General features: G+C 36.1%; 25 protein-coding genes. 19 read left to right on the top strand and 6 right to left on the bottom strand.

Annotated elements, in window-relative coordinates:
- Window positions 1-170 precede the first annotated feature (170 nt).
- Window positions 171-842: a PAQR family membrane homeostasis protein TrhA gene (gene trhA / locus CPHY_RS19550; RefSeq protein WP_012201771.1), complete on the bottom strand. Its 672-nt coding sequence runs from the start codon at window positions 840-842 to the stop codon at window positions 171-173.
- 292 nt (window positions 843-1,134) lie between these two features.
- On the opposite strand from trhA, the gene CPHY_RS19545 reads away from it, so the two are divergent.
- From CPHY_RS19545 to CPHY_RS19490, 12 genes are all read left to right on the top strand, one after another.
- Window positions 1,135-1,320, top strand: a complete 186-nt coding sequence (locus tag CPHY_RS19545) for a DUF951 domain-containing protein (protein ID WP_012201770.1) — start codon at window positions 1,135-1,137, stop codon at window positions 1,318-1,320.
- Between the two features lie 495 nt (window positions 1,321-1,815).
- The gene (gene rpsF / locus CPHY_RS19540) at window positions 1,816-2,103 is read left to right on the top strand and encodes a 30S ribosomal protein S6 (protein WP_012201769.1); all 288 of its coding nucleotides are present in this window, start codon (window positions 1,816-1,818) and stop codon (window positions 2,101-2,103) included.
- Between the two features lie 19 nt (window positions 2,104-2,122).
- Window positions 2,123-2,563 carry a single-stranded DNA-binding protein gene (locus tag CPHY_RS19535; protein WP_012201768.1) on the top strand — a complete coding sequence of 147 codons (441 nt, stop codon included), beginning with the start codon at window positions 2,123-2,125 and terminating at the stop codon, window positions 2,561-2,563.
- 78 nt (window positions 2,564-2,641) lie between these two features.
- Entirely contained in the window at window positions 2,642-2,917 is a 276-nt protein-coding gene (gene rpsR / locus CPHY_RS19530) for a 30S ribosomal protein S18 (RefSeq protein WP_012201767.1), read from the top strand.
- 215 nt (window positions 2,918-3,132) lie between these two features.
- A complete protein-coding gene (locus tag CPHY_RS19525) occupies window positions 3,133-4,434 on the top strand; it encodes an SPFH domain-containing protein (protein ID WP_012201766.1) in 1,302 nt (433 codons plus the stop codon).
- A gap of 12 nt (window positions 4,435-4,446) precedes the next feature.
- Window positions 4,447-5,148 carry a hypothetical protein gene (locus CPHY_RS19520; protein ID WP_012201765.1) on the top strand — a complete coding sequence of 234 codons (702 nt, stop codon included), beginning with the start codon at window positions 4,447-4,449 and terminating at the stop codon, window positions 5,146-5,148.
- Window position 5,149: 1 nt separating this feature from the next.
- Window positions 5,150-5,749, top strand: coding sequence for a hypothetical protein (locus CPHY_RS19515; protein WP_012201764.1), 600 nt, complete (start codon window positions 5,150-5,152; stop codon window positions 5,747-5,749).
- 26 nt (window positions 5,750-5,775) lie between these two features.
- Window positions 5,776-6,159, top strand: coding sequence for a hypothetical protein (locus tag CPHY_RS19510; protein ID WP_012201763.1), 384 nt, complete (start codon window positions 5,776-5,778; stop codon window positions 6,157-6,159).
- An 807-nt stretch (window positions 6,160-6,966) separates the two neighbouring features.
- Window positions 6,967-8,316, top strand: coding sequence for a V-type ATP synthase subunit I (locus tag CPHY_RS19505; protein WP_012201762.1), 1,350 nt, complete (start codon window positions 6,967-6,969; stop codon window positions 8,314-8,316).
- A gap of 164 nt (window positions 8,317-8,480) precedes the next feature.
- On the top strand, window positions 8,481-10,613 hold the full coding sequence (locus tag CPHY_RS19500) for a hydantoinase/oxoprolinase family protein (RefSeq protein WP_012201761.1): 2,133 nt from the start codon (window positions 8,481-8,483) through the stop codon (window positions 10,611-10,613).
- A gap of 86 nt (window positions 10,614-10,699) precedes the next feature.
- On the top strand, window positions 10,700-11,401 hold the full coding sequence (locus tag CPHY_RS19495; RefSeq protein WP_012201760.1) for a hypothetical protein: 702 nt from the start codon (window positions 10,700-10,702) through the stop codon (window positions 11,399-11,401).
- Window positions 11,385-12,083, top strand: a complete 699-nt coding sequence (locus tag CPHY_RS19490; RefSeq protein WP_012201759.1) for a GntR family transcriptional regulator — start codon at window positions 11,385-11,387, stop codon at window positions 12,081-12,083. Before CPHY_RS19495 ends, CPHY_RS19490 begins: the two co-directional genes overlap by 17 nt.
- Before the next feature lie 331 nt (window positions 12,084-12,414).
- Here CPHY_RS19490 and CPHY_RS19485 read toward each other — a convergent pair whose 3' ends face one another.
- On the bottom strand, window positions 12,415-13,293 hold the full coding sequence (locus CPHY_RS19485) for a hypothetical protein (RefSeq protein WP_012201758.1): 879 nt from the start codon (window positions 13,291-13,293) through the stop codon (window positions 12,415-12,417).
- Between the two features lie 328 nt (window positions 13,294-13,621).
- On the opposite strand from CPHY_RS19485, the gene CPHY_RS19480 reads away from it, so the two are divergent.
- Both CPHY_RS19480 and CPHY_RS19475 read left to right on the top strand, forming a co-directional pair.
- Window positions 13,622-14,950: an MATE family efflux transporter gene (locus CPHY_RS19480; protein WP_012201757.1), complete on the top strand. Its 1,329-nt coding sequence runs from the start codon at window positions 13,622-13,624 to the stop codon at window positions 14,948-14,950.
- Between the two features lie 138 nt (window positions 14,951-15,088).
- Window positions 15,089-16,153 (top strand): DUF6709 family protein, encoded by a 1,065-nt coding sequence (locus CPHY_RS19475; RefSeq protein ID WP_012201756.1) that lies wholly within the window; start codon window positions 15,089-15,091, stop codon window positions 16,151-16,153.
- Between the two features lie 153 nt (window positions 16,154-16,306).
- Here CPHY_RS19475 and CPHY_RS19470 read toward each other — a convergent pair whose 3' ends face one another.
- Window positions 16,307-16,834: a PI-PLC domain-containing protein gene (locus CPHY_RS19470; RefSeq protein ID WP_012201755.1), complete on the bottom strand. Its 528-nt coding sequence runs from the start codon at window positions 16,832-16,834 to the stop codon at window positions 16,307-16,309.
- A 414-nt stretch (window positions 16,835-17,248) separates the two neighbouring features.
- Entirely contained in the window at window positions 17,249-18,028 is a 780-nt protein-coding gene (locus CPHY_RS21540) for a PT repeat-containing protein (RefSeq protein WP_012201754.1), read from the bottom strand.
- 433 nt (window positions 18,029-18,461) lie between these two features.
- Between CPHY_RS21540 and CPHY_RS19460 the strand changes: the two genes are divergently transcribed.
- The 4 genes from CPHY_RS19460 to CPHY_RS19445 all read left to right on the top strand — a co-directional run bounded on the left by CPHY_RS19460 (window position 18,462) and on the right by CPHY_RS19445 (window position 23,462).
- A complete protein-coding gene (locus CPHY_RS19460) occupies window positions 18,462-20,516 on the top strand; it encodes a DHH family phosphoesterase (protein ID WP_012201753.1) in 2,055 nt (684 codons plus the stop codon).
- Window positions 20,517-20,963, top strand: a complete 447-nt coding sequence (gene rplI / locus CPHY_RS19455; protein WP_012201752.1) for a 50S ribosomal protein L9 — start codon at window positions 20,517-20,519, stop codon at window positions 20,961-20,963.
- 14 nt (window positions 20,964-20,977) lie between these two features.
- Entirely contained in the window at window positions 20,978-22,306 is a 1,329-nt protein-coding gene (dnaB, locus tag CPHY_RS19450; protein WP_012201751.1) for a replicative DNA helicase, read from the top strand.
- Window positions 22,307-22,577: 271 nt separating this feature from the next.
- Window positions 22,578-23,462: a MerR family transcriptional regulator gene (locus tag CPHY_RS19445; protein WP_012201750.1), complete on the top strand. Its 885-nt coding sequence runs from the start codon at window positions 22,578-22,580 to the stop codon at window positions 23,460-23,462.
- 225 nt (window positions 23,463-23,687) lie between these two features.
- Here the strand turns inward: CPHY_RS19445 and CPHY_RS19440 are convergent, their stop codons facing one another.
- Window positions 23,688-23,855: a DUF362 domain-containing protein gene (locus CPHY_RS19440; protein WP_012201749.1), complete on the bottom strand. Its 168-nt coding sequence runs from the start codon at window positions 23,853-23,855 to the stop codon at window positions 23,688-23,690.
- A 260-nt stretch (window positions 23,856-24,115) separates the two neighbouring features.
- Between CPHY_RS19440 and CPHY_RS19435 the strand changes: the two genes are divergently transcribed.
- Window positions 24,116-24,316 (top strand): DUF1858 domain-containing protein, encoded by a 201-nt coding sequence (locus CPHY_RS19435; protein ID WP_012201748.1) that lies wholly within the window; start codon window positions 24,116-24,118, stop codon window positions 24,314-24,316.
- Window positions 24,317-24,592: 276 nt separating this feature from the next.
- Here CPHY_RS19435 and CPHY_RS19430 read toward each other — a convergent pair whose 3' ends face one another.
- A complete protein-coding gene (locus CPHY_RS19430) occupies window positions 24,593-25,378 on the bottom strand; it encodes an adaptor protein MecA (RefSeq protein WP_012201747.1) in 786 nt (261 codons plus the stop codon).
- Window positions 25,379-25,501: the final 123 nt, after the last annotated feature.

Genomic DNA, 25,501 nt, shown 5'->3' with positions numbered 1-25,501 from the left:
ATATGCGTGGAGGTCCCCCTCCCGGATTACCACTTATTAAAAAACCACCTATGTTCGGTTGCTTGACATAGATCAAAGGGTGCTGCCCACACAATCGGTAACGACCGGTCGTTTGGGCAGCACCCTTGTTTTATTTATGGCATGTAATGGTGCTTCGGATAATATGAAATCTAGACTAAGTAATACATCAAGATATAATGACAAAGTGTACCACCAATGCAAAATAGATGAAAAATTTCATGTGATCCAAAATTTTTATGGCGTCCATTAAAAATTGGAAGCTTCAATGCATAGATAACACCACCTACTGTATAAATAATTCCGCCGGCAAGTAGCCACAAGAAAGCAGGTCTTGAAAGAGAGCTAACTAATTGTGTGAAGGAAAAGATACAGCTCCATCCCATCGCAATGTAAATAGTTGAACTTACCCATTTTGGACAGTGAATAAAGAAAAGTGCTTGGAAGATTCCAAGGAGTGCAAGAGACCAAATGATGATAAAAAGAACAAGACCTGTTTTATTTCCCAGAGCAATTAAGCAGATAGGTGAATAGGAACCAGCTATTAAAACATAAATCATCATATGATCTATTTTTCGTAATTTTGTATTAATCTCCTCGGAGATATCGAAGGAGTGATATATCGTGCTTGCACTATATAAAGAGACAACTCCAAGCAGGAATAAAATCATGGACAATAGCGGAATATGTCCAGGCATATGATATGCCTTAAGTAAAAGTGGAGGCGTTGCAATTAATGCAATAATCGTAAAGATAAGGTGCGAAATAGCACTTCCAGGGTCTTTAAATTTGAATTTGGCTGTAGCTTGTCTTTTCATTTCCATAGTAGAATCATCCTTCTTTCTTTTTATGTTACAGATTGTTTTACTTTAAGATTACCAATGTTATCCATGGTAATAAGTAACTCGTGTCAAAGTAACTGATAATATTATATGTAGTAATCAATACTATATACTAGGTATGATAATACTACATAGAAAAAGAAATAGCAATACATTTTTTTGTTACTTTGAGAAAGAAGATGTAGCCTTGCTGATGGAACCTTCGTATGCTATAATAGTTTTATATTTTTACAACACAGTTAGTATGAGGAATAAGGAGCAAGGGTGATTATTGATGGATTTAAAAGTTGGTGATAGTATTAAAATGAAAAAACCACATCCATGCGGTAGTAATGAATGGGAGATATTACGAGTTGGAATTGATTTTCGTTTAAAATGTAAAGGTTGTGGTCATCAAGTAATGCTTCCAAGAAAACAGGTAGAAAAGGGAATACGTCAGGTAATACCCGGAGAAAAATAGTAATAGAGAAATAGAATTGTAATAAAAACAAAATCGTGGTGGCAATGAAATATGGAAAGACTAGTGTGTTAGCGGATAAAGCAGAGATTAATAATTTTGTTAAAACAATACTTAGTAAGTGACATGCTTCCTAAGTAAGTCACTTGCTCTCCACCACTTATAAGTGTAGCTTCACATTCAAGTATTCCAACAGATATAGTAAGCGAGATAGCATCGTATGCTCTATGTTTTCATGAATGAGCTTTCATTCGTACTTGGATAATGTACACACAGAATGAACATCTATAGCTGCTCACAACTACTGGGTTACCCCCAAGTTGTGGGCAGTTTGTATAGAAAAACAATAAATTTTCTATCATGATTTTCAAAGTTTCCTGTAAATTGTGGCTTGCACAAGCATTTTTATTATGATATAATATCGAATTGTGATATGTATATTAATTCCTTGCTCTCTTAAAAAAGAGGGCCAGAGACCAAAAGGAGGTGCACGCAACTATGAACAAATATGAATTAGCCTTAGTTGTAAATGCAAAAATCGAGGATGAAGCAAAGAATGCTACAGTGGAAGCTGTAAAAGAGCTTATTACTAGATTCGGCGGTAACATTACTAACGTTGATGATTGGGGTAAGAAGAGACTTGCTTACGAAATCCAGAAGATGAAAGAAGGTTATTATTATTTCATCAAATTCGATGGTGATTCTACAACTCCAAGCGAAGTTGAACAAAGAATTCGTATTATGGAGAATGTAATCAGATTTTTATGCATTAGACAGGACGCATAACAAAGGGGGTTATCCTTAAATGAACAAAGTTATCTTAATGGGTAGACTTACCAGAGACCCAGAAATCAGATATTCTCAAGGAGCAAATTCTCTTGCAATTGCAAGATATTCCTTAGCAGTAAACCGTTCCTTTAAGAGGGAAGGCGAGCCAGATGCAGACTTTTTTAACTGTACTGCTTTTGGTAGAAATGCTGAGTTTGCAGAAAAATATTTGAAACAAGGTACTCGTATCTTAATTTCCGGCAGAATCCAACAGGATAATTATACGAACAAAGATGGCCAGAAGGTCTACAGCGTTCAGGTTATCGTGGACGAGCAGGAATTTGCAGAAAGTAAAAATGCATCAGGCAGTGAGTCTGGTGGATATCAGCCATCTGCAAGACCTACTCCAAGTGCAGCTGTTGGTGATGGTTTTATGAACATTCCAGACGGGATAGACGAGGAGTTACCATTTAACTAATACCCAAGCAAATCCTGATATGTATAAGAACAGAATCGTAGATGAAAGTCTACAGTATCGAATAAGGAGGAAATAAAAATGGCTTTTAATAGACAAGATAAAGGCGATAAGGGCGACGCTCCTATGAAGAGACGTATGACCCGTAGAAGAAAGAAAGTTTGTGCTTTCTGTGCAGACAAGAATCACAAAGAGATCGATTATAAGGATGTAAATAAGTTAAAGAGATACGTTTCCGAAAGAGGTAAGATTCTTCCTAGAAGAATTACTGGAAACTGTGCTAAGCACCAGAGAGCTCTTACAGTAGCTGTTAAACGTGCTCGTCACATCGCTTTAATGCCTTACACATTAGATTAATTTTATTAATGAAGCCGTTACATGGCCAGAGTGAAATATTTCACTTAGGTTGTGCAGCGGCTTTTTCGTACAGTTTTTTATGTTAATACTCTAGGACGATTGTCACATATTGGCCTAAGTGGTATAATAAGGTTTATATAACACACATAATATTAATATACAATTTAGGATAACAACAATAAATTTATTATTACTACATATGGGGGAAATGATATATGGCAATCGTTGAAGTAGTTAAATATGATGGAGCACCGAATGTGTTTGCATGGAAGTATCCAAATAATGAATTAGGAACCTGGACGCAATTAATTGTAAATGAATCGCAGGAAGCTGTTCTGTTTAAAGGTGGTAAGGCATTAGATGTTTTCGGAGGTGGAAGGCATACACTAGAAACTGCAAATATACCTTTATTAAATAATATTATTAATCTCCCCTTCGGACGAAGGTCTCCTTTTAGTGCTGAAGTATGGTATGTAAATAAGGTTTACTCTTTGAACATTAAATGGGGTACAACATCTCCAATACAGATACAGGATCCTAAATATGGGATTTTTATACCGGTTCGTTCCTATGGGCAATTTGGTATCCGTATAGAAGATTCTAAGAAGTTCTTGATAAAATTAGTGGGAACATTAAATGTGTTTGACGATAATAACATTTTGCAGTATTTTAGAGGACTGTATCTGACAATGGCGAAAGATACCATTTCTTCCTATCTCATTCAGAAGAAGATAAGTGTATTGGAAATCAATGCATATCTTGATGAAATGTCAAATTATATAGTAGAGCGGATCAAGCCGACTATGGATGAGTACGGTATTGGTTTAACAAATTTCTATGTAAATGATATTAATGTACCAGAGGAGGATACAGCAGTAAAGAAGCTAAAGGATGCTTTGGCCAAGCGCGCTGAAATGAATATTATAGGTTATGATTATCAACAGCAGCGTTCCTTCGATACGTTAGAGAGTGCAGCAAGTAACCAAGGTGGAGTTTCATCCGGTATTATGGGTGCCGGGATGGGATTAGGAATGGGGATCAATGTGGGAAATGCAATCGGTACCCAGTTTGGCTCTGTTTCAAATGCATTGAATACAAAAGGTGGTAATAAGAAGGAGTGTGTAAAGTGCCATGCGGCGATTGAGGCAGGTACTCGTTTTTGCCCTTCTTGTGGGAATGATACTAGTAAAACGGAATCTGAGAATAGTAATACGATAAAATGTGATAATTGTGGGGCGTTTTATTCCGCAAATACGAAATTCTGTCCGGAATGCGGAAATAGATACAACCCATGTCCTAACTGTAAAGCAGATATACCGGATGGTGCAACCAATTGCTCTTCCTGCGGATACGAATTACCGATTCCTTGTCCGGGATGCGGTAATCTTGTTCATAGTAAAAAGCATAAATTCTGCCCAGAATGTGGTACTCCTTTAGTAAAGAAATGTCCAAAATGTGAAACTGTAATTGAAGGCAGCCCTAAATTCTGTCCGGAATGTGGAGAAAAACTAAGTTAAGGGGGAAATGGGATGAAAACTCAGAATAGAAATATGATAGGTATGATTAGCTTAATCCTTATTTTGACTACGATTGTATTGTTTTTCATACTGACTGAGAAAAGAGTATTGATCGATTGGTTAGGATTTGCTTTCATTATAGCAGCAGAATTGATACTTATGAATGGACTTCTTTTTATGCAGAGAGGGAGAGGAAATCAGAAGTTTATTGTTTTATATCCCGGAATGTATAGTGCCATTGGATTTTATACCATCTTATCCATTGCTATTTCAATCCTTTATATGGTAGTTATCAGAGGAGGCGCAAAATATTTACTTTCAATTCAAATTGTATTATTTGCTGCGTATCTGATTACCATTCTGTTATTGTATAATTTTAGCCTTCACGTGGGTAAGGTGAATGAATATGTCTTAGATTCGGTTAATAAGATGCAGGGGTTATTAAATACGGTTGTTGTCATCCAGAATATCAATAGAAATGGTACGCTGGTTCAGAAACTTAACAAGCTTTATGATGGAATTCGTTTTTGTGATGTATCGGTAACAGTAGCAACTGATGATGTGATTGCTGTTAAGCTTATAGAGCTTCAGCAACTGATAGAAAGTAATGCGGAAGAATCGGCCGGAGCAGCGGGAAAATTAATTGATGATATTATGGTTCTCATAAAAAAGAGAGCAATGGAGATGAGCATGATTAAGGCAGGAGGAATATAAATTGTTTCGGAAAAAGATGGTAAATAGAAAGGTTTATAATAACAATGTCATTGGCTTAATACAAATTGCAATAGGTGGCTTCTGCTCATTTGTTTTTGGATTAACATTAATAGGGTGTGTTATGGATATGTTAGGCCCAGAAAATACAACAGGAATTGGTGCGACATCTATTATTCTGATTATATTTCTTTTATTTGTTAAAATGCTAAAAAGAGGCCTCCAGCGAAAACGGCTGACTAGGGTATATTATACATGTGCGCAGCACCGTAGGCAGAACCCAACCTTTTCCGTTGAACAGTTAGCACTTGTATTAAGGAGGCCATTAGATTCAGTAAAGAAAGACTTGGATAGTATAGTTCAAATGGGATTTACCGATTATGTAGATAAAAATAATAAAGATTATAATCAACATTCTCAAAACTATAGGACCGAGAAGCCAATATTAGAGTCAAATGCTAGATCAAATATAAAATCGGTTAACGAGCCAAAATTGGACGAATACGTTGAAGTAAACTGCAAAAACTGCGGGGCATCTAATAGGATATTAAAAGGTTCTGCTGTAAATTGTGAATATTGTGGATCGATGATGAAGTGGAAGTAAAATAGAATTTAGAAAGGCAGAAGATCATGTCGATTTTTAAGAAGAATAATGATAAGTCAAGCACAACGTTTAGAACGCAGACTGTGATTATGAATGGCAAAGTAGTATCTGATAATAGTCCTGAAGTAGAAGCAATGATGGATAATATGCAGAGGAAGTTTGGTAAAATATTTGGTGAAGGTAATACTATAAATGTGAATAGTGATTCGGAGGATATTGCTAAATTTGTGGAGAATACGCTAAGGATGGCTGGTATTTCGGAAACAGGTGAAGTAACGAAATTAGAGGGTTCTTCACCTTCGGTTGAAAGTCAGCCAGGGGTTTTTGAGTGTAAAAGCTGTGGAGCTAGGAATATGATTGTTCTCGGAGCGGACGCGGTCTGCGAATATTGTGGGTCTAGTCTTAAATAAATCAAAATCTAGCAGGTGCTCTTATTTCTATTGCTGGATTTGGAGTGGCTGGATTTAATTACAATAATTTAAAGGAAAATGCAATCGATGATGCATGGTATCAAACCATTCACATAAATAACGATAACCTTTGGTATGGAGTTAATCTAGGAAATAATATACATTTGTTGAGTATAGGAAATGCAGATTAATAGGGGACAATAGCTATTTGACTATTAGTACCACAGAAAATTATTTCATGATAGTACCAGATAAAGTTTTAATGCTATAGTAAAATAAAGACAGACGGAAAACTAATAAATTAGGATTAATATGATTTACAGGACCTTTCAAGTATGGAAGGTCTTATTTTATGCATAATATAAAAGATGATCGCAACGCAATTAAAAAAGGAAAAATAGACGATATTTAATGGGGAAGCGGCTAATAGTTGTTTACTTACAACTGGTATTTACTAATGTTTTATATATTCGAATTAAAATCATGTTTCAATAATCAGATTCAAAGTGCAAAAGATTAGGAATAACTTCTGTTAAGCTATATTTTGTTATTAGAAATAAATGATACTTTATTCGGTGTAATTGCACTTATAAGATGTGTAAAGTTACTATAGAGTTCATAGATAAATAAAATAAAATATACAAAACAAACAAAAACATATTGACAAGCATCAACTAACATGTTAGTATGCAATTAAGATAACTAACATGTTAGTTGAAGAAATAGCATGTTAGATATACATAGGACAAGTAAGGCAAAAATTTGCTCTATTTGTTTCAATTCAAACTTTATAAGGAGGATACTCTTATGGAAGCAGTAAACATTATTATTGGTATCATCATGGTCCTATCATTTTTTGGATTAGTATGGTACTGCGTCAAGGGACATAATCTGATGGTGGGGTTCTTTTCTATGTCTGTATTTTGGGTAGCTCTTGCGCTAATTGGAAACGCAATTGCACCAAATGCATCTATGGAGGGAAAGAAAGTTATTGATGTCCTAACGGATGTATTTCAGACAGGACCAGAAAACTATGGTAAGTCAATTCTAGTTAATATTTTCTTTGGAGCATTTTTTGGACGTATCTTAATCGACACTGGTATTGCAGCAACGCTGATTCGAAAGGTTGTTGAATTAGGTGGTGATAAACCTAGAGTAACAATGACTCTATTATGTGTCGTTACATCCATAATATTTACATCTATGACAGGTATTGGACCAGTTATTTCTATCGCAGTTATTGTTTTACCAATTATGCTTTCCCTTGGGATACCATCCCCAATTGCTTTATTCTCCTTTATGGGTTCCATTATGGCAGGTATCTTTGGGAATATCGTAAACTTTAAACAATATCAACAAATTTTTGCTACTGCAAATCCAAGTTATGCAGACTACGATTACAACGCATACTTTAAATTCGGTATTATTGCTATGGTTGTTTCCTTAATTGTTGTTCTTGTCGTAGCGAACATATTTATGAACAAGAAGAAGTTATCTCATGCATGGGCTGCAACAGCAGATACCGGTAATACAGAAAACGCACCAGTAATTTCTTGGATTTCAGTTATTCTTCCAGTAATCGGTGTAGTTGCATTTCAGATTCCAATTATCTTCGGCTTTATTATTTCTGGATTATTTGCATTATTAACTTGTGGTAAACTTAAGGGTGGATTCACTAATATCGGTAGATTGCTTGCAAAGCAATTTGCAGATGGCGCTATTGATGTAGCTCCAATGATTGGTTTCTTATTAACCTTAGCGATGTTTAACAATGCAGCTAAATATGCATCTCCATACTTCAAAATATTACTTGGGGGAATTATACCAACGAGTGCCTTGGTTTTATGTATTGTATTTGCACTCTTAACTCCATTAGGATTTTTCCGTGGTCCTATGAACTTAGTTGGATGTGGAGCAGCTATCCTAGCGGTAGTAGTTTCAGTAACAGCTTGGCCAGTACAATTTTTATATCCTTTGTTTGCGATAACTACAGTAGCACCTCAGCATCTTGACGTTACTCAGTCCTGGGTTGCTTGGGGCTTTGGATATACGAAAGTATCAACGAAAGATTATATGAAGATGTCAATACCTGCTGGTTGGATTATTGGTATTGTACTCTGTATTTTAGTATTCTTTATGTATGGTCATCTAGTATAGAACAGATTTTAACTGGCTGCTGCTTACAACAGCAGCCAGTTTTACAAACTGATTTTAAATAGTATGCGCTAGTTGTATGAAAAAAAGACTTGATGCTTACAATTACTAACGATAGAAAAGATTAGTTGGCTCATCATGTGATGGACAGAGAAATGGAGGAAACTATGAGCAGAATGGTTAGAATGGGAATCGATGTAGGTGGAACACATACCAAAGCAGTTGCTATCGATAATGTAACCCATGAGATTATTGGTAAGTCATCCGTAAAGACGACCCATGATGACCCACGTGGAGTAGCAGCTGGCGTGGTAAAGTCTTTTAGAAATTGTTTAGAGGAGAATAATATTAGCCCTGAAGAGGTTATCTTTGTGGCACACAGCACTACACAGGCAACGAATGCGCTGATTGAAGGCGACGTTGCTAAGGTAGGAATTATAGGAATGGCCAAGGGCGGTTTAGAAGGATTTCTTGCTAAAAAACAGACACAGATCTCCAATATTGACCTTGGAAATAACAAAGAGATTCTAATATCAAATTGTTTTCTAAAGACAAAGAAAATGACGGAGGAATCCGTAGAAAAGGCTATCTCTGATATGGTATCAGATGGCGCACAGGTTATAGTATCTTCGATGGCATTTGGTGTAGATGATGCGGGACCAGAAAAATTAGTGTATGAAATAGCTTCAAGAAGTAAAATTCCGACCACGATAGCATCCGATATTACGAAGTTGTATGGTTTAACCAGAAGAACAAGAACAGCCGCAATTAATGCTAGTATCCTGCCTAAGATGCTAGATACTGCAACTTCAACTGAAGGGTCTGTAAGAGAAGCAGGCGTAAACGTTCCGTTAATGATTATGAGAGGTGACGGTGGCGTTATGGAAATAGCGGAGATGAAAAGGCGCCCTGTACTAACCATGCTTTCTGGTCCTGCTGCTTCTGTCATGGGTTCCTTAATGTATCTAAGAGCTTCCAATGGTGTTTACTTTGAAGTTGGAGGAACTACAACGAATATAGGTGTTATTAAAAACGGCAGACCTGCGATTGATTACTCTATCGTAGGAGGTCACCCTACCTACATTAATTCCTTAGATGTTCGTGTATTGGGAGTTGCAGGTGGTTCTATGGTAAGAGCAGATAAAAATGGTGTTATTGATGTGGGCCCAAGATCCGCTCATATTGCAGGATTAGATTATTCAGTATTTACCGAAGCAGAGAAAATCAAAGGTGCAAAAGTTGAGTTTTTCTCACCAAAGCCTGGTGATCCAGCGGACTACGTGGCAGTACGTCTGGAAAGTGGAGAGAGAGTTACCATTACAAATTCCTGCGCTGCAAATGTATTAGGCTTAGTAAAACCAGAACATTTCTCATATGGAAACGTAGAGGCGGCAAGAAAAGCGATAAAAGCACTCGCAGATTATTGCCAAACCACGGTAGAGGATATTGCAACTCAAATAATGGAAAAATCCTATGCTAAGATTGAGCCAATCATATTGGCATTAGCAGAAAAATATAAATTAGAAAAAGATCAAATATCACTTGTGGGTGTAGGTGGCGGTGCAGCATCATTAATTGTATACTTCGCAGAAAAGATGGGACTAAAATATAGTATACCGGAAAATGCGGAAGTAATCTCCTCAATTGGTGTGGCATTATCTATGGTAAGAGACGTAGTGGAACGTATCATCCCAAATCCTACAAAAGAGGTTATTCGCTCTATTAAGGCGGAGGCGATGAACAAAGCAATTGAAAGTGGTGCGACTCCAGAAAGTATTGAAATCCACATTGATATTGATCCACAAACCTCTAAGGTGACAGCAATTGCTACTGGTTCTACCGAAGTTAAGGCAGTAGACTTATTAAAAGCTTGTGATGAAGAGGAAGCAAAGCAGATAGCGGCAAACGACCTTCGAGTTTCAACAGACCAAGTTGTTCTCTTAGAAAAGACCAAATACTTTAGTGTCTTTGGTGAAAAAACAGAAAATACAGGGGATGCTACCGCGGTCCGTATCCTTGATAACAAAGGATTTATCAAGGTACAACGTGGACGTGCAATGGTAGTAAAAACTACAGCCGGAGAGTATCTTGATAAAGTAAAGAAGCTTTGGGATCAAATGGCAGTTTATCATACAGAATTGATCGCACGTCCAGACTATTATTTGTGTATGGGTGCACGTGTTATGGACTTTTCTGCTAACGACTTTGAGCAGTTAGAGCTACTTTTAGATATTGAATTATGTACCCTGGAACCGGAAACTGAGATAGTTATTGTAGCAGCAAATGTAAAACAGTCTTAAGTTACTTCACTGAGCTGTTTGAAATAAGGAGACCGCATCCCATTGGGTTTCGACAGTGGGTAATTCACAAGGAAGGTGAGTAGGGGATGCAACCAGGATTAGAAGAAATGATTCAAAATCTTATGGAGGTTGATGATGTAACCTGGGGACTCTATGCGTTTTCAAGAGATCAGCTAAAGCGTTGCATTACAGAAGAAGAAAAAATTCAAATGATTCAAAAAGCGATTGCATGTGGAAAAGATTATGCTCATCTTATCTTGCGTGAGGTCGGGTCAAATGATCCACATGTGATTGCTAAAAAATTTGACTTACAGGTAATTCAAAAGTCAGAAGAGATAACAGGTTCACATATACTATTCGCATTGTATACACCTCCGAACCAAATACAGATTATGAATGAGCCAATTCATAGAGCGATACAGTTAATTAATAAGGAAAAGTCGATTCTGATTGAACTTTTTCGACAAGATAGTATAATAAGTACTATCTTGGGTCACGAAATTTTTCACTTTTTAGAACAGAAATATGAAAAAGAGATCTATACTCAAACAGAAAAAGTGGTGCTATGGAAGCTTTTTGGGTATCGATACTATTCAACGATACGTGCTCTTAGTGAAATTGGTGCTATGGCATTTACCAGGGAATTAAATGGATTGTGCTATTCTCCATTCCTATTGGATGTATTACTGTTTTATAGCTATAGTTCTGTTAATGCAAGAAAAATTTATGATGACATTATAGGAATAAGTTCAGGAAGGTGTAGATTAATAGTTGAAGATAATTCATAATTCATTAAATGATGTTACTTACAATAAAATAAGAGAAGATATCATGAATATGACGTTAGAACCTGGAACCGATGTGAGTGTTCAAAAATTATCGGAACGCTATGGTGTTAGTAGGACACCAGTTCGTGAGGCGGTTGTCCGTCTTCAGCAATCAGGTTTAGTGGAGATATATCCGCAAAGAAAAACCGTGGTATCTAAAATCGATATTGATCGTATTCATGAAGAGTGGTTTATCCGTACAACTTTGGAGTCTGCAGTAGTTGATGAATTTATTCGTAAATGCAGTGAGTTGGTAACAGATACTCTACAGGAAATAATTAACAAGCAAAAACGATATATAGATAAAGATCGTTTTATGGAGTTTTATTTAAAGGATAACCGTTTTCATCAGCTTATTTTTGAGACAGCAGATGAAAGCCTTTCCTGGCAGACGATTGAGGATACAGCAACTCATTATAATCGTATTCGACTGATGTGTGGAAAAATTGAAGGAAATAGTCAAAAAATCATTGAAGAACATGAGCGCATGGTAGAAGCAGCAAGAAAAAGAGATGTGGAAGCAATGCGTGCAGTTGTAAAGGAGCACTCTTATTACTTAATAGATCAGGTTAAGGAAATGATGAAACAATACCCACAATTTTTCCAATGCAATAATTCGGATTGGATAAATAACTATATTTAATAATTAAGTATTAAAGGGCTTGTTTAATTTAGAAGGAGATCTCGTCCAATCAGAAAAAGCTAATCCATACCGCAGGATTGTTAAAGTTCTTAAGACAGATTAGTTATTAAGATGAGCCAACATTAATCTCATAGGATTTAATGTTGGCTCATCTTTGCTGCATCTCATCCTTACAGAAAAGATACATGATTTAGATTTAAGATTTAATGCCTTTTGTTATAAAATGTGCTTGACATGGGACCACTTTATATCTCCAACGGTCCTTTTAAATATAATTATATATAATCGCCATAATAAAGATCAAATAACCTAGAGTTAAGAATATAAGTTATTATTTATAAACTTTAACTTCCTGTCCCTTACCAGTTAAGTAATACGCCATGTTGTGCAACTTATAAACAAAGCCTGATGATTGACTATATATCCATGAACTACTAAAAGAGCTATTATTCATAAAACCATCCATTAAAAAACTACAGGTACCGTAAGTAGCACCTTTAAATCTCATACTATAAAAGTCTATATTATCTTCATAATTACTTGATCCGCTACGATATTTGGTAATCTCGTAAAATTCAACTTTTCCATTGCTGACTCCGTTTGTAAAGTTCTCATAACTTGTCCAACCTGTTTTTGGATCTGAACCAAATACAAATTGAGTTTTTTCGAGATTAAATGTATTCACTGCATCAGCTGGGACGATTGTTCTATGAGCATAAACATCTCCAGCACAGTGGAATGCAAGCCCTAATATTTTAATCGCTTTATTCTCGTTTTTACCACCATTTATTGGATCTTTTGTAATAGCTTTAATTGCATCATCTATCGCCGTTATTTGGCCGTCGGTCATAACCCCACCTTTATCAACAAAGAATGTGTTTGCGATAGCGTTTTCTACTGTAGTACTCTTAACTTTTACAGCAATTGTATATAAGTATTCGAGCACTGCCAAATAATTCATGTAACCGTGTAGAGGCTTGTTATTTGTAGATGTTGCAGGATATGCGGTATCTGACCATGCTGATGCAATTTCTAATAAAGTACGATCATCAGAGGATAGACCCTTTCCCCAATCAGCAATTACGCTTTTTGTACTTGTCTTATGGTCACTACCTGCCCAAGCCTCCGCTTTAACACTAGGCATACAACATGTTACTAGCATAGCTAGACATAATACCCTAGCTATTAATTTGGTAAATCCTTTTTTCATATAAATTCTCCCTTCAATAAATTATTTTATACATATAAAGTTTAACATAAATTAAAGTATAAAGCAATAAAAAAATAGAAAAATATGTAAAATTATAGAGAATGATGGAATAAAGTATTGATTGCAAGAAGGATATTTTCATGTGACGGTAGTGATTAAGTCAGAAAGACATTACAACAATAAACCAAATTAGTTTGCACTAGTTGAATTTTGAAGTAGTTGATGAAAACCTATAAAAGTGAAGGAAACAATTCATTTTTCTTGAAGCTAGTGATATAATGAGGGAATGCAAGTGGATAAGGTAATCAAACGAAAGAGGCGTTATATTATGAAAAACCTGACCGAAGGAAATATCAAAAAACAGTTAATAAGCTTTTCTATTCCAATTATATTGGGAAACATCTTTCAATTAACCTATAATGCAGTAGATTCCATTATAGTAGGTAGATTTATTGGGAAGGATGCATTGGCGGCAGTTGGTACTGCAAATCCGATTATGAATATTGTGATTCTTGGTATCACAGGAATCTGTATCGGTGCATCTGTATTGATGAGTAGCTTGTTTGGAGCTGGAAAATACGAGGATTTAAAGAAAGAGTTATCTACAACATTATTATTTGGAGCTTTTTTCTCTGTGATTATTGCGTTACTTGGTGTTCTATGCTCAACAGGAATTTTAAAACTTATGAAGGTACCGGAAGATATCTTAGGAGATGCGTCCATCTACTTAAAAATAATATTTTTGGGTATGCCATTTACTTATCTTTATAATGCATTTGCATCGGCCCTTCGAAGCGTAGGAGATTCGAAAACGCCAATTCTATTTCTTTCGTTTGCATCGGTATTAAATGGGGTGCTAGATTTAATTTTTATCGCAGGTTTTGGTTTTGGTATTGCAACTTCTGCACTAACAACGATATTTGCAGAGGCAGCATCTGCGCTATTATGTATCATCTATGTAAATCGTAAGGTATCATTGCTTCGATTAAAAAGAGCTGAGTTAAAAATTGATCGTTTTTTACTGAAAGAAACTTTAAAACATGGATCGATAACTGCACTACAACAATCCTGTCAGCCTATTGGAAAACTTTTAATCCAAGGGGCTATCAATCCTCTAGGGGTAGATATGATGGCAGCTTTTAATGCAGTAAATCGGGTAGATGATTTTGCATTCACACCAGAGCAAAGCATAGCGAGTGCTATGATGACCTTTGTAGCCCAAAATAGAGGTGCTGGTAAAAAGGAACGAATGAGAAAGGGACTAAGTAACGGTCTATTCGTAGAAGTTTTATACTGGGGAATAATATGCATCGTTATTACATTGTTTAAGGCACCGATTATGAAGCTTTTTGTTTCGGGAGAAGAAACGGTTTTAATAAATGCTGGTACTACTTATTTGGGTTATATGGCATTTTTCTACTTACTGCCTGCATTTACGAATGGATTACAGGGATTTTTCCGAGGAATGGGAGATATGAAGATAACACTGGTTGGCACGATAACGCAGATATCTCTTCGAGTATTATTTGTTTTTCTACTTGTACCAAAGGTGGGAATGGTTGGTGTAGCATTTGCAAGTCTAATTGGGTGGATTGGTATGCTTTTGGTGGAGATTCCTTATAGTAAGAGGTACCTTACAGAGAAAGGGGAGTTGTGATGGCTAAATAATATAGGAATTGAATTTAAATAAAAGATATAAAATAGTAAAAAAGTGTTAAGTAATTCACAAACATGACGATATGTCTTTTTGAAGTGTTTTTGGCACTATCTTGTGTATTAAAAAAAGGGGGACCTCATGGTTGAAGAACTAAGATACAGGTTTAGAAATTATAATTTAAAATGGATCGCTATTAGTGTTATCGTGGCTAGTGTGCTGTTAATCGCTAGCAAATTTGGAATAATTGCTATTCTAAAAGGGCCGTTAGAGCTATCTGGTAAATGGAATCCAGAAGAGTTAGAAGGAAAATATGTGACCATAGATGTAGATTGGGTAATGGGAACATTTGCAGAAGAAACTAGTACCAATACGAAGACGAATGTAACTACAACTACAAGTTTATGTTATCTGGGAGACTACTATGACGAAGCTTCGCAATACGAAGTTATTTACGGAATTAAAGTTAGTAACGCTAATAAAGATGGATTAGAAAGAATTATGAATGAAATATATAGTGGTACATACCCATCTAAGACGCATAAAATTACAGGTACATTTAAGAAAATGGATGGAAAGATACTGCAGTACTATAATGAGACTTTAGATGAGGAATTTAATGTTGCACCAGAAAATGTCATTCCATATGCCATCTTTGATGAAGAAGTAAACGGTATGGATATTACCCTTGTTTACATTCTAACAGCAGGGGCTGCAATTATGTTTATTGTTGCAATCATTGGACTGATTAAATTACTTGCAGGAAATCCGGAAAAATACATTAAGAAGTTTTTAGATAGCAATAATAAAGTTTCTCTTTCACAGTTGGAGTTAGAGTTTAGTAAGGGAAATCTGATTGGAAAGAAGATCATTGCAGGAAGAAAGTACACGTTTTATCAATCTGGAGCCTATATGCATGTTGTAGATCATACGGAGTTTGTATGGGCATATTATTTTAGCAGAAGTGGAAAGTACTCTCAAAGCTTAGTTCGGACATTTAACATCAATAAGAAAAAGCTAGAGATTAATGCAAATAGCGCAGATTCCCATGCATTATTACAATATTATCAAGAAACCCAGCCACAAATGATGGTCGGATATGATAAGGATCTAGAAAAATGCTATAATAAAGATTTTGAGACATTTTTAGGGTATTGTTACAATGATGCGAAAGCGAAGCAAGATGCAGATGATTTATACTTTTAATCATAAATCAAGACCATAAAGTTTAGTTATAAGCAGAACAAGAGAACAGACGAAATTATCCGTCAATAGATTGGGATAATTTAGTCTGTTCTTCTTTTTAGTTTATAATAGAAATCATAAATGTACAATGTAAAATAAGTTGTCTAAATTCGACTATCCCTCAAGCATTTGATTGAGTGCTTCTATGACCGCGTCGGGGTCGAGTATTTTATAATAGGCCTTATTTGCGGACACATACCAATAATAAAGCTCAATTCCTGGTTCGATGGATTGCTGACCTAGAATGATATGTATCGGCCCATTTGAACGGATAAGAGAAATCTCCCACAGTTTATTTGCGCTGTAAGATCCTGTATAAGGGCCAGTAACCATTCTCTGTGACATGATTTTACTGAACAACTCCACCACCGCTTCTGGGTCAATCCTCTCCGTAACGTCCTCATTTTTGTATAAAATCGAACTGACGAAAACGAAATTGTTGTCATAAGTTGAAAAGCTTGCGTTGGTAGTTGAATAGCTTGCATCGGCAGAACCATTGGTTTCCGATGTTCTGACTACATCATACGTCATACTGTATGGGCTTTTTATCACGGGGCGTGGTGAAAACATTCTGTAATGGGCCGCTACCAGTATAACGCACACTAGTGCTGCAATGAATATAGCCAACTTTCTCTTTGTCATAACTATCTCCTTTTATTCAACCGTGCGAATACTATACAGATATTCAGTATGGCCCGATCATTAGCAATCAGGATTTCAATGCTGATACTATCCTTTTTGGTCAATTCGACTGTTTATAATTAGTCCACCATTTCTATCGGGAAAACAGAACTAATGCACATACATATTATACCATTTTTAGTTTTTTGCATCAAGGATGTCGTATATATGAATGTTTACCCGTAACAGAATGCTTTTTGTCGAGGAGTGAAATGATATTTGGCAGAAAGAACAAAACAGGGCATAAAATCTGCACTGTCTTGTTCTTTTCAGTATAAAGTTGTGGTATTCTCTTTATAGTATAGGTATTCCGAATAACTTTGTAAGATTAGCCAAAAGACGTCAGATCGCCTCTAACATTTGAAATATTTTTAATTATTGGTTCTCAAAATTTTTAACAACCGCATCCACTGTTTCTGTTTTAGACATAACTAATAAAATAACATCGTCTTTATAAGAAACAGATACTTTTTCAGCACCTACACAAATCCATTTTCTTGGATTTGCATTTGCTTCCACATCTTTTGCAACACTTTTCACATCACTTTTGCTTGGAACACGTAAAAGTACGACGGAATGTGCGGTAGTTGTCATAGCACCATCAGAAGCAAGAGCCTCTGCCCCAGGAATTGCTTCGATACCTAAATAATAGGGAAAATTATCTTTATCAACGGTTGTATTAAAAACCATTGGAAGATCAACTCCGTCCAGAATAGTACTCATCATATCTTCTAAGCTCTTCTTTTCTGCAGGAGCTTCTGGGGTAGCAGTTGGAGCCTTTGTTGGCTTTGGAGTAGCAGTTGGTTTTGGCTTACTAGTTGGCTTTGGAGTACTGGTTGGTTTACTTGGAGCTTTTGTAGGAGCTGGTGTCTTTGTAGGAGCCTTCGTAGCTTCTGGAGATTTTGTAGGCTGTGTAGTTGCTATTGGCGTTTCCGTAGGTACTTCAGTAGGTTCTTCCGTAGGCTCTGCGGTAGGTTCAGCGGTTGGTGTATTATCTGGTACTTCTGTCGGTGTACTAGTAGGCTCCGTTGTAGGAGCTTCTGTTGCTGTTGGTGCAGTGGTAGGCTCCACGTCACTTGCTTCCTTTTTAACAGAACAAGCGGTCATGCTAAACGCTAAGGTTGCTGATAGTAGTAAACATAATGATTTCTTCATAATAATTCTCCTTTTCCTTTGTAATTTCAACCAAGTTGAGATACATGGTATAGACGAAAGCAAGGAAAGGATAGTTCCATTTTCTTAAAAAATGTTCCATTTATCTTCTTTTGGGTAATTATACTAAAGCACAATCAGCTTTTTACGTAGAGATGAAATAGTTCTAGAGATTGAAAATTGGGTTACAATTCTAAAAGGGGCTTTATTATTCACGCCTAAGATGGTATAATGAAGAATACAATTGCAGTCTTAAAGCTTGTGTTATATGAATCTTACCAGCAGTAAACTAAGGTTAACTGCAAAACGGATACATATCACTTCTTTCCTTGTAAGTGTATGTTTAAGCATGCAGATGGGAGTAATTAATAGATATAAAGCGATTTTTCGACATCCTGATTTGCATGCGTGCTAAAGCACGCAGATGGGAGTTTATATGAGAAATAGAAGAAGATTAAGTGGATCCTTACGAGCTTATTTAAGATGGCCACTCTTACTTACCTCATTATTAGTGGTTATGAATATTTGCATATATATGATTGACCGTAAAGCAAGTGTAGTTATGACTTGCTTTATAGTACTGTACCTTGTAATAGCACTTTCGCTGTTTTTTGTAAAACGACCTAGTATCATGGGTGATATGGTGCGTTTTGCATCAAACTATGGTCAAGTGCAAAGTAAGCTGTTAAAGGAACTATCTCTTCCCTATGCAGTTATTGATAGTACCGGAAAGATGCTATGGGCAAACGATGAATTTTGCGATATCATTCATTCGGAACGTAGGGCACGACATGCGATCACAAATATCTTCCCAGAGATTACGAACGATATATTACCGTTAAGCGAGATGGATGTGGAAGTGCATTTGTCTTATGGTGATGCGAATTATAAGGTAGTTTTACGTCGAGTTTTGATTCCGGATTTTGAAGAAAATAGCTATTATATGGAAGACGAAACAACGATTCAAAACACTTCATATCTTATTGCAATGTACCTTCACGATGAGACAGAAATTGTAGGATTACAAAAAGAAAATCGTGATCAACGCCAAATTATTGGTCTACTATACATTGATAACTATGAAGAGGCATTAGAGAGTGTAGATGAGGTTCGTAGATCCTTATTAACAGCGCTCGTTGACCGAAAGATTAATAAGTATATGCAAAGTATCGATGCCGTAATAAAGAAGATTGAAAAAGATAAGTACATTTTTGTATTCCAAAACAAATACATGCAACAGCTTCAAAGTAATCGTTTTTCTATCTTAGAGGAAGTACGTAGTGTTAATATTGGAAATGAGATGTCAGTTACAATCAGTATGGGTCTTGGAGTGAATGCTGACACTTATATGAGAGGTTATGAATTTGCTCGTGCAGCAATTGATCTTGCCCTTGGTCGTGGTGGCGATCAAGCAGTCATTAAAGAGGGTGAGAAAATCTCTTATTATGGTGGAAAGAGCGTTACAGTTGAGAAAAACACAAGAGTAAAAGCAAGAGTAAAAGCTCATGCATTACGAGAATTTGTGGAAGCAAAAGATAAAATCGTAATTATGGGACATTCCATTGGAGATGTAGATTCCTTTGGTGCAGCGATTGGTATGTACCGAATTGCAAAAACCTTAGGGAAAAAAGCTCATATCGTAATTAACGAAGTGACAAGCTCTGTTCGCCCAATACTTTCAAGATTTACAAACAATCCGGATTATGAAGAAGATATGTTTTTGAATAGTCCGAGTGCGATACAAACAGTTGATATGAATACCCTATTGATTGTGGTAGATGTGAATAGACCTAGTTACACTGAGTGCCCTGAGTTATTGGAATTGACAAAAACAATCGTAATTCTTGATCATCACCGCCAAACAGGAGAAGCTGTTGAAAATGCAGTATTATCCTATATTGAGCCGTATGCCTCCTCTTCTTGTGAGATGGTTGCAGAGATACTACAATACATTGGAGATGGTCTAAAACTTCGTCAGTGCGAAGCAGATGCGATGTATGCAGGTATCGTAATTGATACAAACAATTTCTTAAACAAAACTGGTGTAAGAACATTTGAAGCAGCAGCATATCTTCGTCGCAGTGGTGCAGATGTTACAAGGATTCGAAAGGCGTTTCGTACCGAGATGCCGGAATATATAACAAAGGCGGCGGCAATTACTTCAACCGAAGTTTTTATGGATAAGTATGCATTTGCAGAGTGTAGCAGCGAAGGGGTTGATAGCCCAACCGTTCTTGGTGCACAGGTGGCAAATGAACTTCTTAATATTAATAACATGAAAGCCTCCTTTGTATTTACACAGTTTAATGGAAAGATTTATATAAGTGCGCGTTCCATTGATGAATTAAATGTTCAAGTAGTGATGGAAAAACTAGGAGGTGGCGGTCATATGAGTGTAGCTGGTGCACAGCTTATTGATTGCACACTTGCAGAGGCAATGCAAAAAGTAAAGGATGTATTAACAAAGATGACAGAGGAAGGAGACATATAGATGCAGGTTATATTATTAGATGATGTGAAAGCTCTTGGAAAGAAGGGCGAGGTGGTTAATGTAAGTGACGGATATGCAAGAAACTTTATCCTCCCAAAGAAATTAGGATTAGAGGCAACTCCTAAGAATTTGAATGATTTAAAGCTACAAAAAGCTGCAGAAGCAAAGCTAGCTCAGGAGATTTTAGAACAAGCCCAGGCTCTTGCAAAAGAAATTGAGTCAAAGAGCATTTTATTAAAAATCAAATCCGGTGAGGGTGGAAGAACATTCGGTTCCGTTTCAACAAAGGAAATTGCAATTGCATTAAAAGAACAATTAGGACATGACATTGATAAGAAGAAACTTGTGCTAAATGATCCAATTAAGAATATGGGAACTTATACCGTACCAGTAAAATTACACCCAAAAGTAACTGCAGAACTTAAGGTAAAAGTAGATAGTCTGTAAGGAGAGCATCAGCCATGGATGAGGCATTTATTAAGAAGATTCAACCGCATAGTGCAGAAGCCGAGCAATCGGTAATCGGCTCCATGATTATGGACCGAGATGCGATTATTACTGCCTCAGAAATATTGAATGCAGAAGATTTTTATCAGCATCAGTATGGAGTATTATACGATGCTATGATAGAACTGTTTCAGGAAGGAAAACCTGTAGATTTAATTACATTACAGAGTAAGTTAAAAGAAAAGGAAGTACCTCCGGAATTATGTAGCTTAGAGTTTATCAGTGATTTGATTCGTTCGGTTCCAACCTCAGCGAATGTAAAGTATTATGCAACGATCGTTAGTGAAAAGGCATTACTTCGCCGTTTGATTAAGGTGACAGAAGGAATCACCAACATGTGCTATCTTGATAAAGAGAAGGTAGAAGTGGTTTTAGAACAAACTGAGAAAGATGTTTTTAGTATTGTTCAAAACCGTAGTTCTGGTGATTTTGTAAGTATCAAAGATATTGTTATCAAATCCCTGGATAGTATTGAGGCAGCGTCAAAGAATAAGGGTAGCGTAACAGGTATCGCTACTGGTTTTTATGATTTGGATTATAAAATGGCTGGCCTACAGCCATCGGATTTAATATTGATTGCAGCAAGACCTTCTATGGGAAAAACAGCGTTTGTCTTAAATATAGCGGAATATGTTGCAGTACGAAGTAAAATAACGACAGCAATCTTTAGTCTAGAAATGTCAAAGAACCAGCTTGTAAATCGTATCTTATCGATGAACTCCAAAGTTGACTCTCAAGCAATCCGAAGCGGTGAGCTAAATGACGAGGACTGGGCAAAATTAATGGAGAGTGCAAGAACTGTTGGTGAGTCCGGGTTAATTATTGATGACACACCAGGTATTTCGATAACAGAGCTTCGTTCAAAGTGTAGAAAGTTTAAGTTAGAACATAATCTTGGATTGATCATTATCGACTATCTTCAGTTAATGTCAGGTGGTAAGAAAGCAGAATCGAGACAACAAGAAATATCAGAGATCTCTCGTTCTTTAAAAGCATTAGCTAGAGAGGTTAACTGTCCGGTAATTGCATTGTCTCAGTTATCTCGTGCGGTAGAGCAACGTCCGGATAAAAGACCAATGCTATCTGACCTTCGTGAATCTGGTGCAATTGAGCAGGATGCCGACGTTGTTATGTTTATTTACCGAGATGATTATTATAATCATGATTCCGAGGATGCTGGTGTATCAGAAATTATAATTGGTAAACAAAGAAATGGTCCAACAGGAACTGTAAAACTTGCTTGGTTATCTCAGTTTACAAAATTTGCGAACTTAGAGCGATAGTAAGAAAAAACAATTAACACTTGTTATTCGTGGCATGGAAAAGTTTGCGAAGTGTATTTTTTTCTGTAGTATGAAATCAGATGTTATGAATGAGTATAATTAAAAGAATCGACAAATTAAAAAGTTTTAGAGGGTGTTTTTGCAACACCCTCTTTTTTTTTATAGATTACTGTCGAAGGGTTTTACTAAAACATTAGGACGAGTTGTTGCATTTCAATATCCAGATGTTATAATTAGGAAGTGGAAAATTATTACATTTCGGAGGACGCATATGAAAGATAGGATTTATATGATAACGGAGGCTTCAAAAATGATTGAAGTTAAACCAAACGAGCTTCGATATATGGAAGATCAATTGGAACTGGATATCCCCCGCAATGAGTTAGGATATCGATACTATAAACTACAGGATATTGAATTATTAAAAACAGTAAACATATTAAAGAATGAAGGATTTTCTTTTAAGGTCATTCAGATGATATTGCCTTACATAGATAAGTTATTTTCCATGGAACCTGGACGTATTGATTTGTTTAAGGACAAGCTAGGAGTTGCGACAGGGCTTTTTGGTACAAAGGCACAGCTGAATTTACGCACTCAATATGCGAAGTGGCGGGATGCAATGAATTTAGATGATAGGGAAGAAATAAAAAAGCTAGAGAATTTGGATGCCAAAGGAGAGGTAATAGACGTGCAGACTATGGAAGAGGTTACGAAGCGAAATGAGGATGTCTTAGAGTTTCATGATACGGTAGAACAAAAGAAATCATACGATATCGAACAAACCCTGGAGATAGTAGAGGAAGCGAGAGTTTCTAAAGAAGTAGAGGCTATTGGTATTAAGTCTGAGAAGAATAATCAAGATAAAGTAAAGCAATTTATACAAATCATGCAGGGGATTATGGTGGATGCGATGCAAGAAAATAGCCAGTATTTAGCAAAGGACATAAGCAAAACGGTATCGGAATCTGTAGTGAAAGAGATTGATTATCGAATGAGATTAAGAGAGGAAAGAGAAGAGGAACGCTATAAACAGTTAGATAGACTTATCCGCGAAACGCAATCGAAAGGTCAGATAGCTGTAACAAGAGAATATAGTAATAGTAATAAAAAAAAGGAAAGTAAATTTTTTAAGAAAAATAAAGTTAGGATATAGTAACCTACAATTATTTTCGGTAGCTAATAACAGAGTAATAGTCTGCGTTTTTCTACTCGAAACACCCCTAGAAAGTGATAAAAAAGGAGCTTTTACTCGATAGATTGATTACTCATCTATTTTGCAAAAGCCCCTTTTTGTACATGATAATATTCCTTATCATGACAATAGAATCACATAATGTGTATGTCTATTGATAGAATCCTAACGATTCCTATGTTTTAATTAACCCTCAATAGCTCCTGTTGGGCAAGTAGATGCACAAGCGCCACAATCTAAGCATGCATCTGCATCAATCTCATAATGAGAAGCGCCTTCAGAGATAGCTCCTACTGGACATTCGCTTGCACAAGCACCACAGCTGATGCAACCATCGTTAATTACGTATGCCATTTTGTTTACCTCCTTTAAATATTTGTGATATCATTTTACTCTAAATGGACAAAGAATACAAGTCAAATTTTGCTCTATCCTTTTGTATCCAGTAATAATAGTAATATATAGAAAGAGCGGATAGTAGAGTTGCTTTTAATTTTTAGAAAAAATATTTCTTTTAATTAAGAGGCTTGACGACAACTATTGGGTAAACTATAATGTAATGAACACGATACCGTGTTTATATGGAGTGTTTTACTCATAAGGAGGTAATAAATATGAAAATTACGAAGGATATGATTATCGCAGATATCATTGCAATTGACCAGAATTTAATTCCTATTTTATTAGATACCGGAATGCATTGTATTGGATGTCCATCAGCTCAAGGAGAGTCATTAGAGGAAGCATGTATGGTTCATGGAATCGATGTAGACGAGTTAGTTGCAAAATTAAACGCTTTTGAAGAAGCAAAATAATATAAATGGTGCATTTTTTGCACCGCTAATCTGATTATCGAAACATGATTTTGGTTTCGATAATATAAATGGTGCATTTTTTTGCACCGTCAATCTGATTATCGAAATATGATTTTGGTTTCGATAATATAAATGGTGCATTTTTTTGCACCGTCAATCTGATTATCGAAATATGATTTTGGTTTCGATAATATAGAATAAAAAAGGAAATGGGCTGTAGGATTACAGCCCATTTTTTATATAATTTTTTTGCTAGTGTAAGAAGTTTTCAAATCATTATAGTGAACTTAATTTTTGAATCGCTTTGTCTGCAATTATGACATCATAATGTTCTTTGTAATAGGAAATACTTGCGTAATTTGTCTTCTCTGACTTCCCGTATTCGGAGATAATGTTACATACCTTATTAAAATCTTCCGGTGTATGCCTTGAGATATGCACTACTAAGTAGTATTTGGAATCTACCGGATTTTTATATAATGTGTTATATCCTTGATAAAATGGTACGATGATTCTTGCTAAGCCTGTGAGTTCGCTTAAATTACGGAAGGAAAATATTTTATAGAGTGAGCTTGCTAACTGTACAAATTCCTCATTAGCTTTCGCCTGTTTTTCGGATTGCTTTTGGGTTGGAACAAATTCTTCCTTAGAAGAATTACTTTTTTCGCGTTTACCGAGTAATTCACCAAGGTGTTCAAAACAATTTAAGATCTCATCTGCGTAAGCATCTTCCTCTTCTTCCTCTTCCTCTAAGTCATCATCATCATCAGATGCATAAGGTGTAAAGCTGGAAAATCTGGTGTCTAATTCATCTGGATCTTCGACTTTAGTAATAACAAGAACCAAACAATCTGCCGATACCGGTGTTGCTTCTATCATCAGTGGAATATCTTCCGCTTCAAAACCAAATTCATAAGCAGCCTGTTGCATCATCTCTCGAAAGAGCTGTTTCGCTTTGTCACTACCATATGCTAATTCGCTAATGCGTAGTTCCCGGTCCATAAGATCTTCCTTATTCAGTGTGCATCGAATTTGAGTATCGCTTATTTTTTCAAGTTTCATAGAATCACACCCCTTTCTATTCTTACGGCTCTATTCTATTTTGAGTTTTAACATCATTTGCACTGTGTATACAACAAGGTCTGATAACCCTATTGTCTTGAACAAAGTATAAAGGATAACCTT

The sequence above is a fragment of the Lachnoclostridium phytofermentans ISDg genome (genome assembly GCF_000018685.1).
GTDB classification, from domain to species: domain Bacteria; phylum Bacillota; class Clostridia; order Lachnospirales; family Lachnospiraceae; genus Lachnoclostridium; species Lachnoclostridium phytofermentans.
This window is presented reverse-complemented; position numbering and strand designations above follow the sequence as displayed.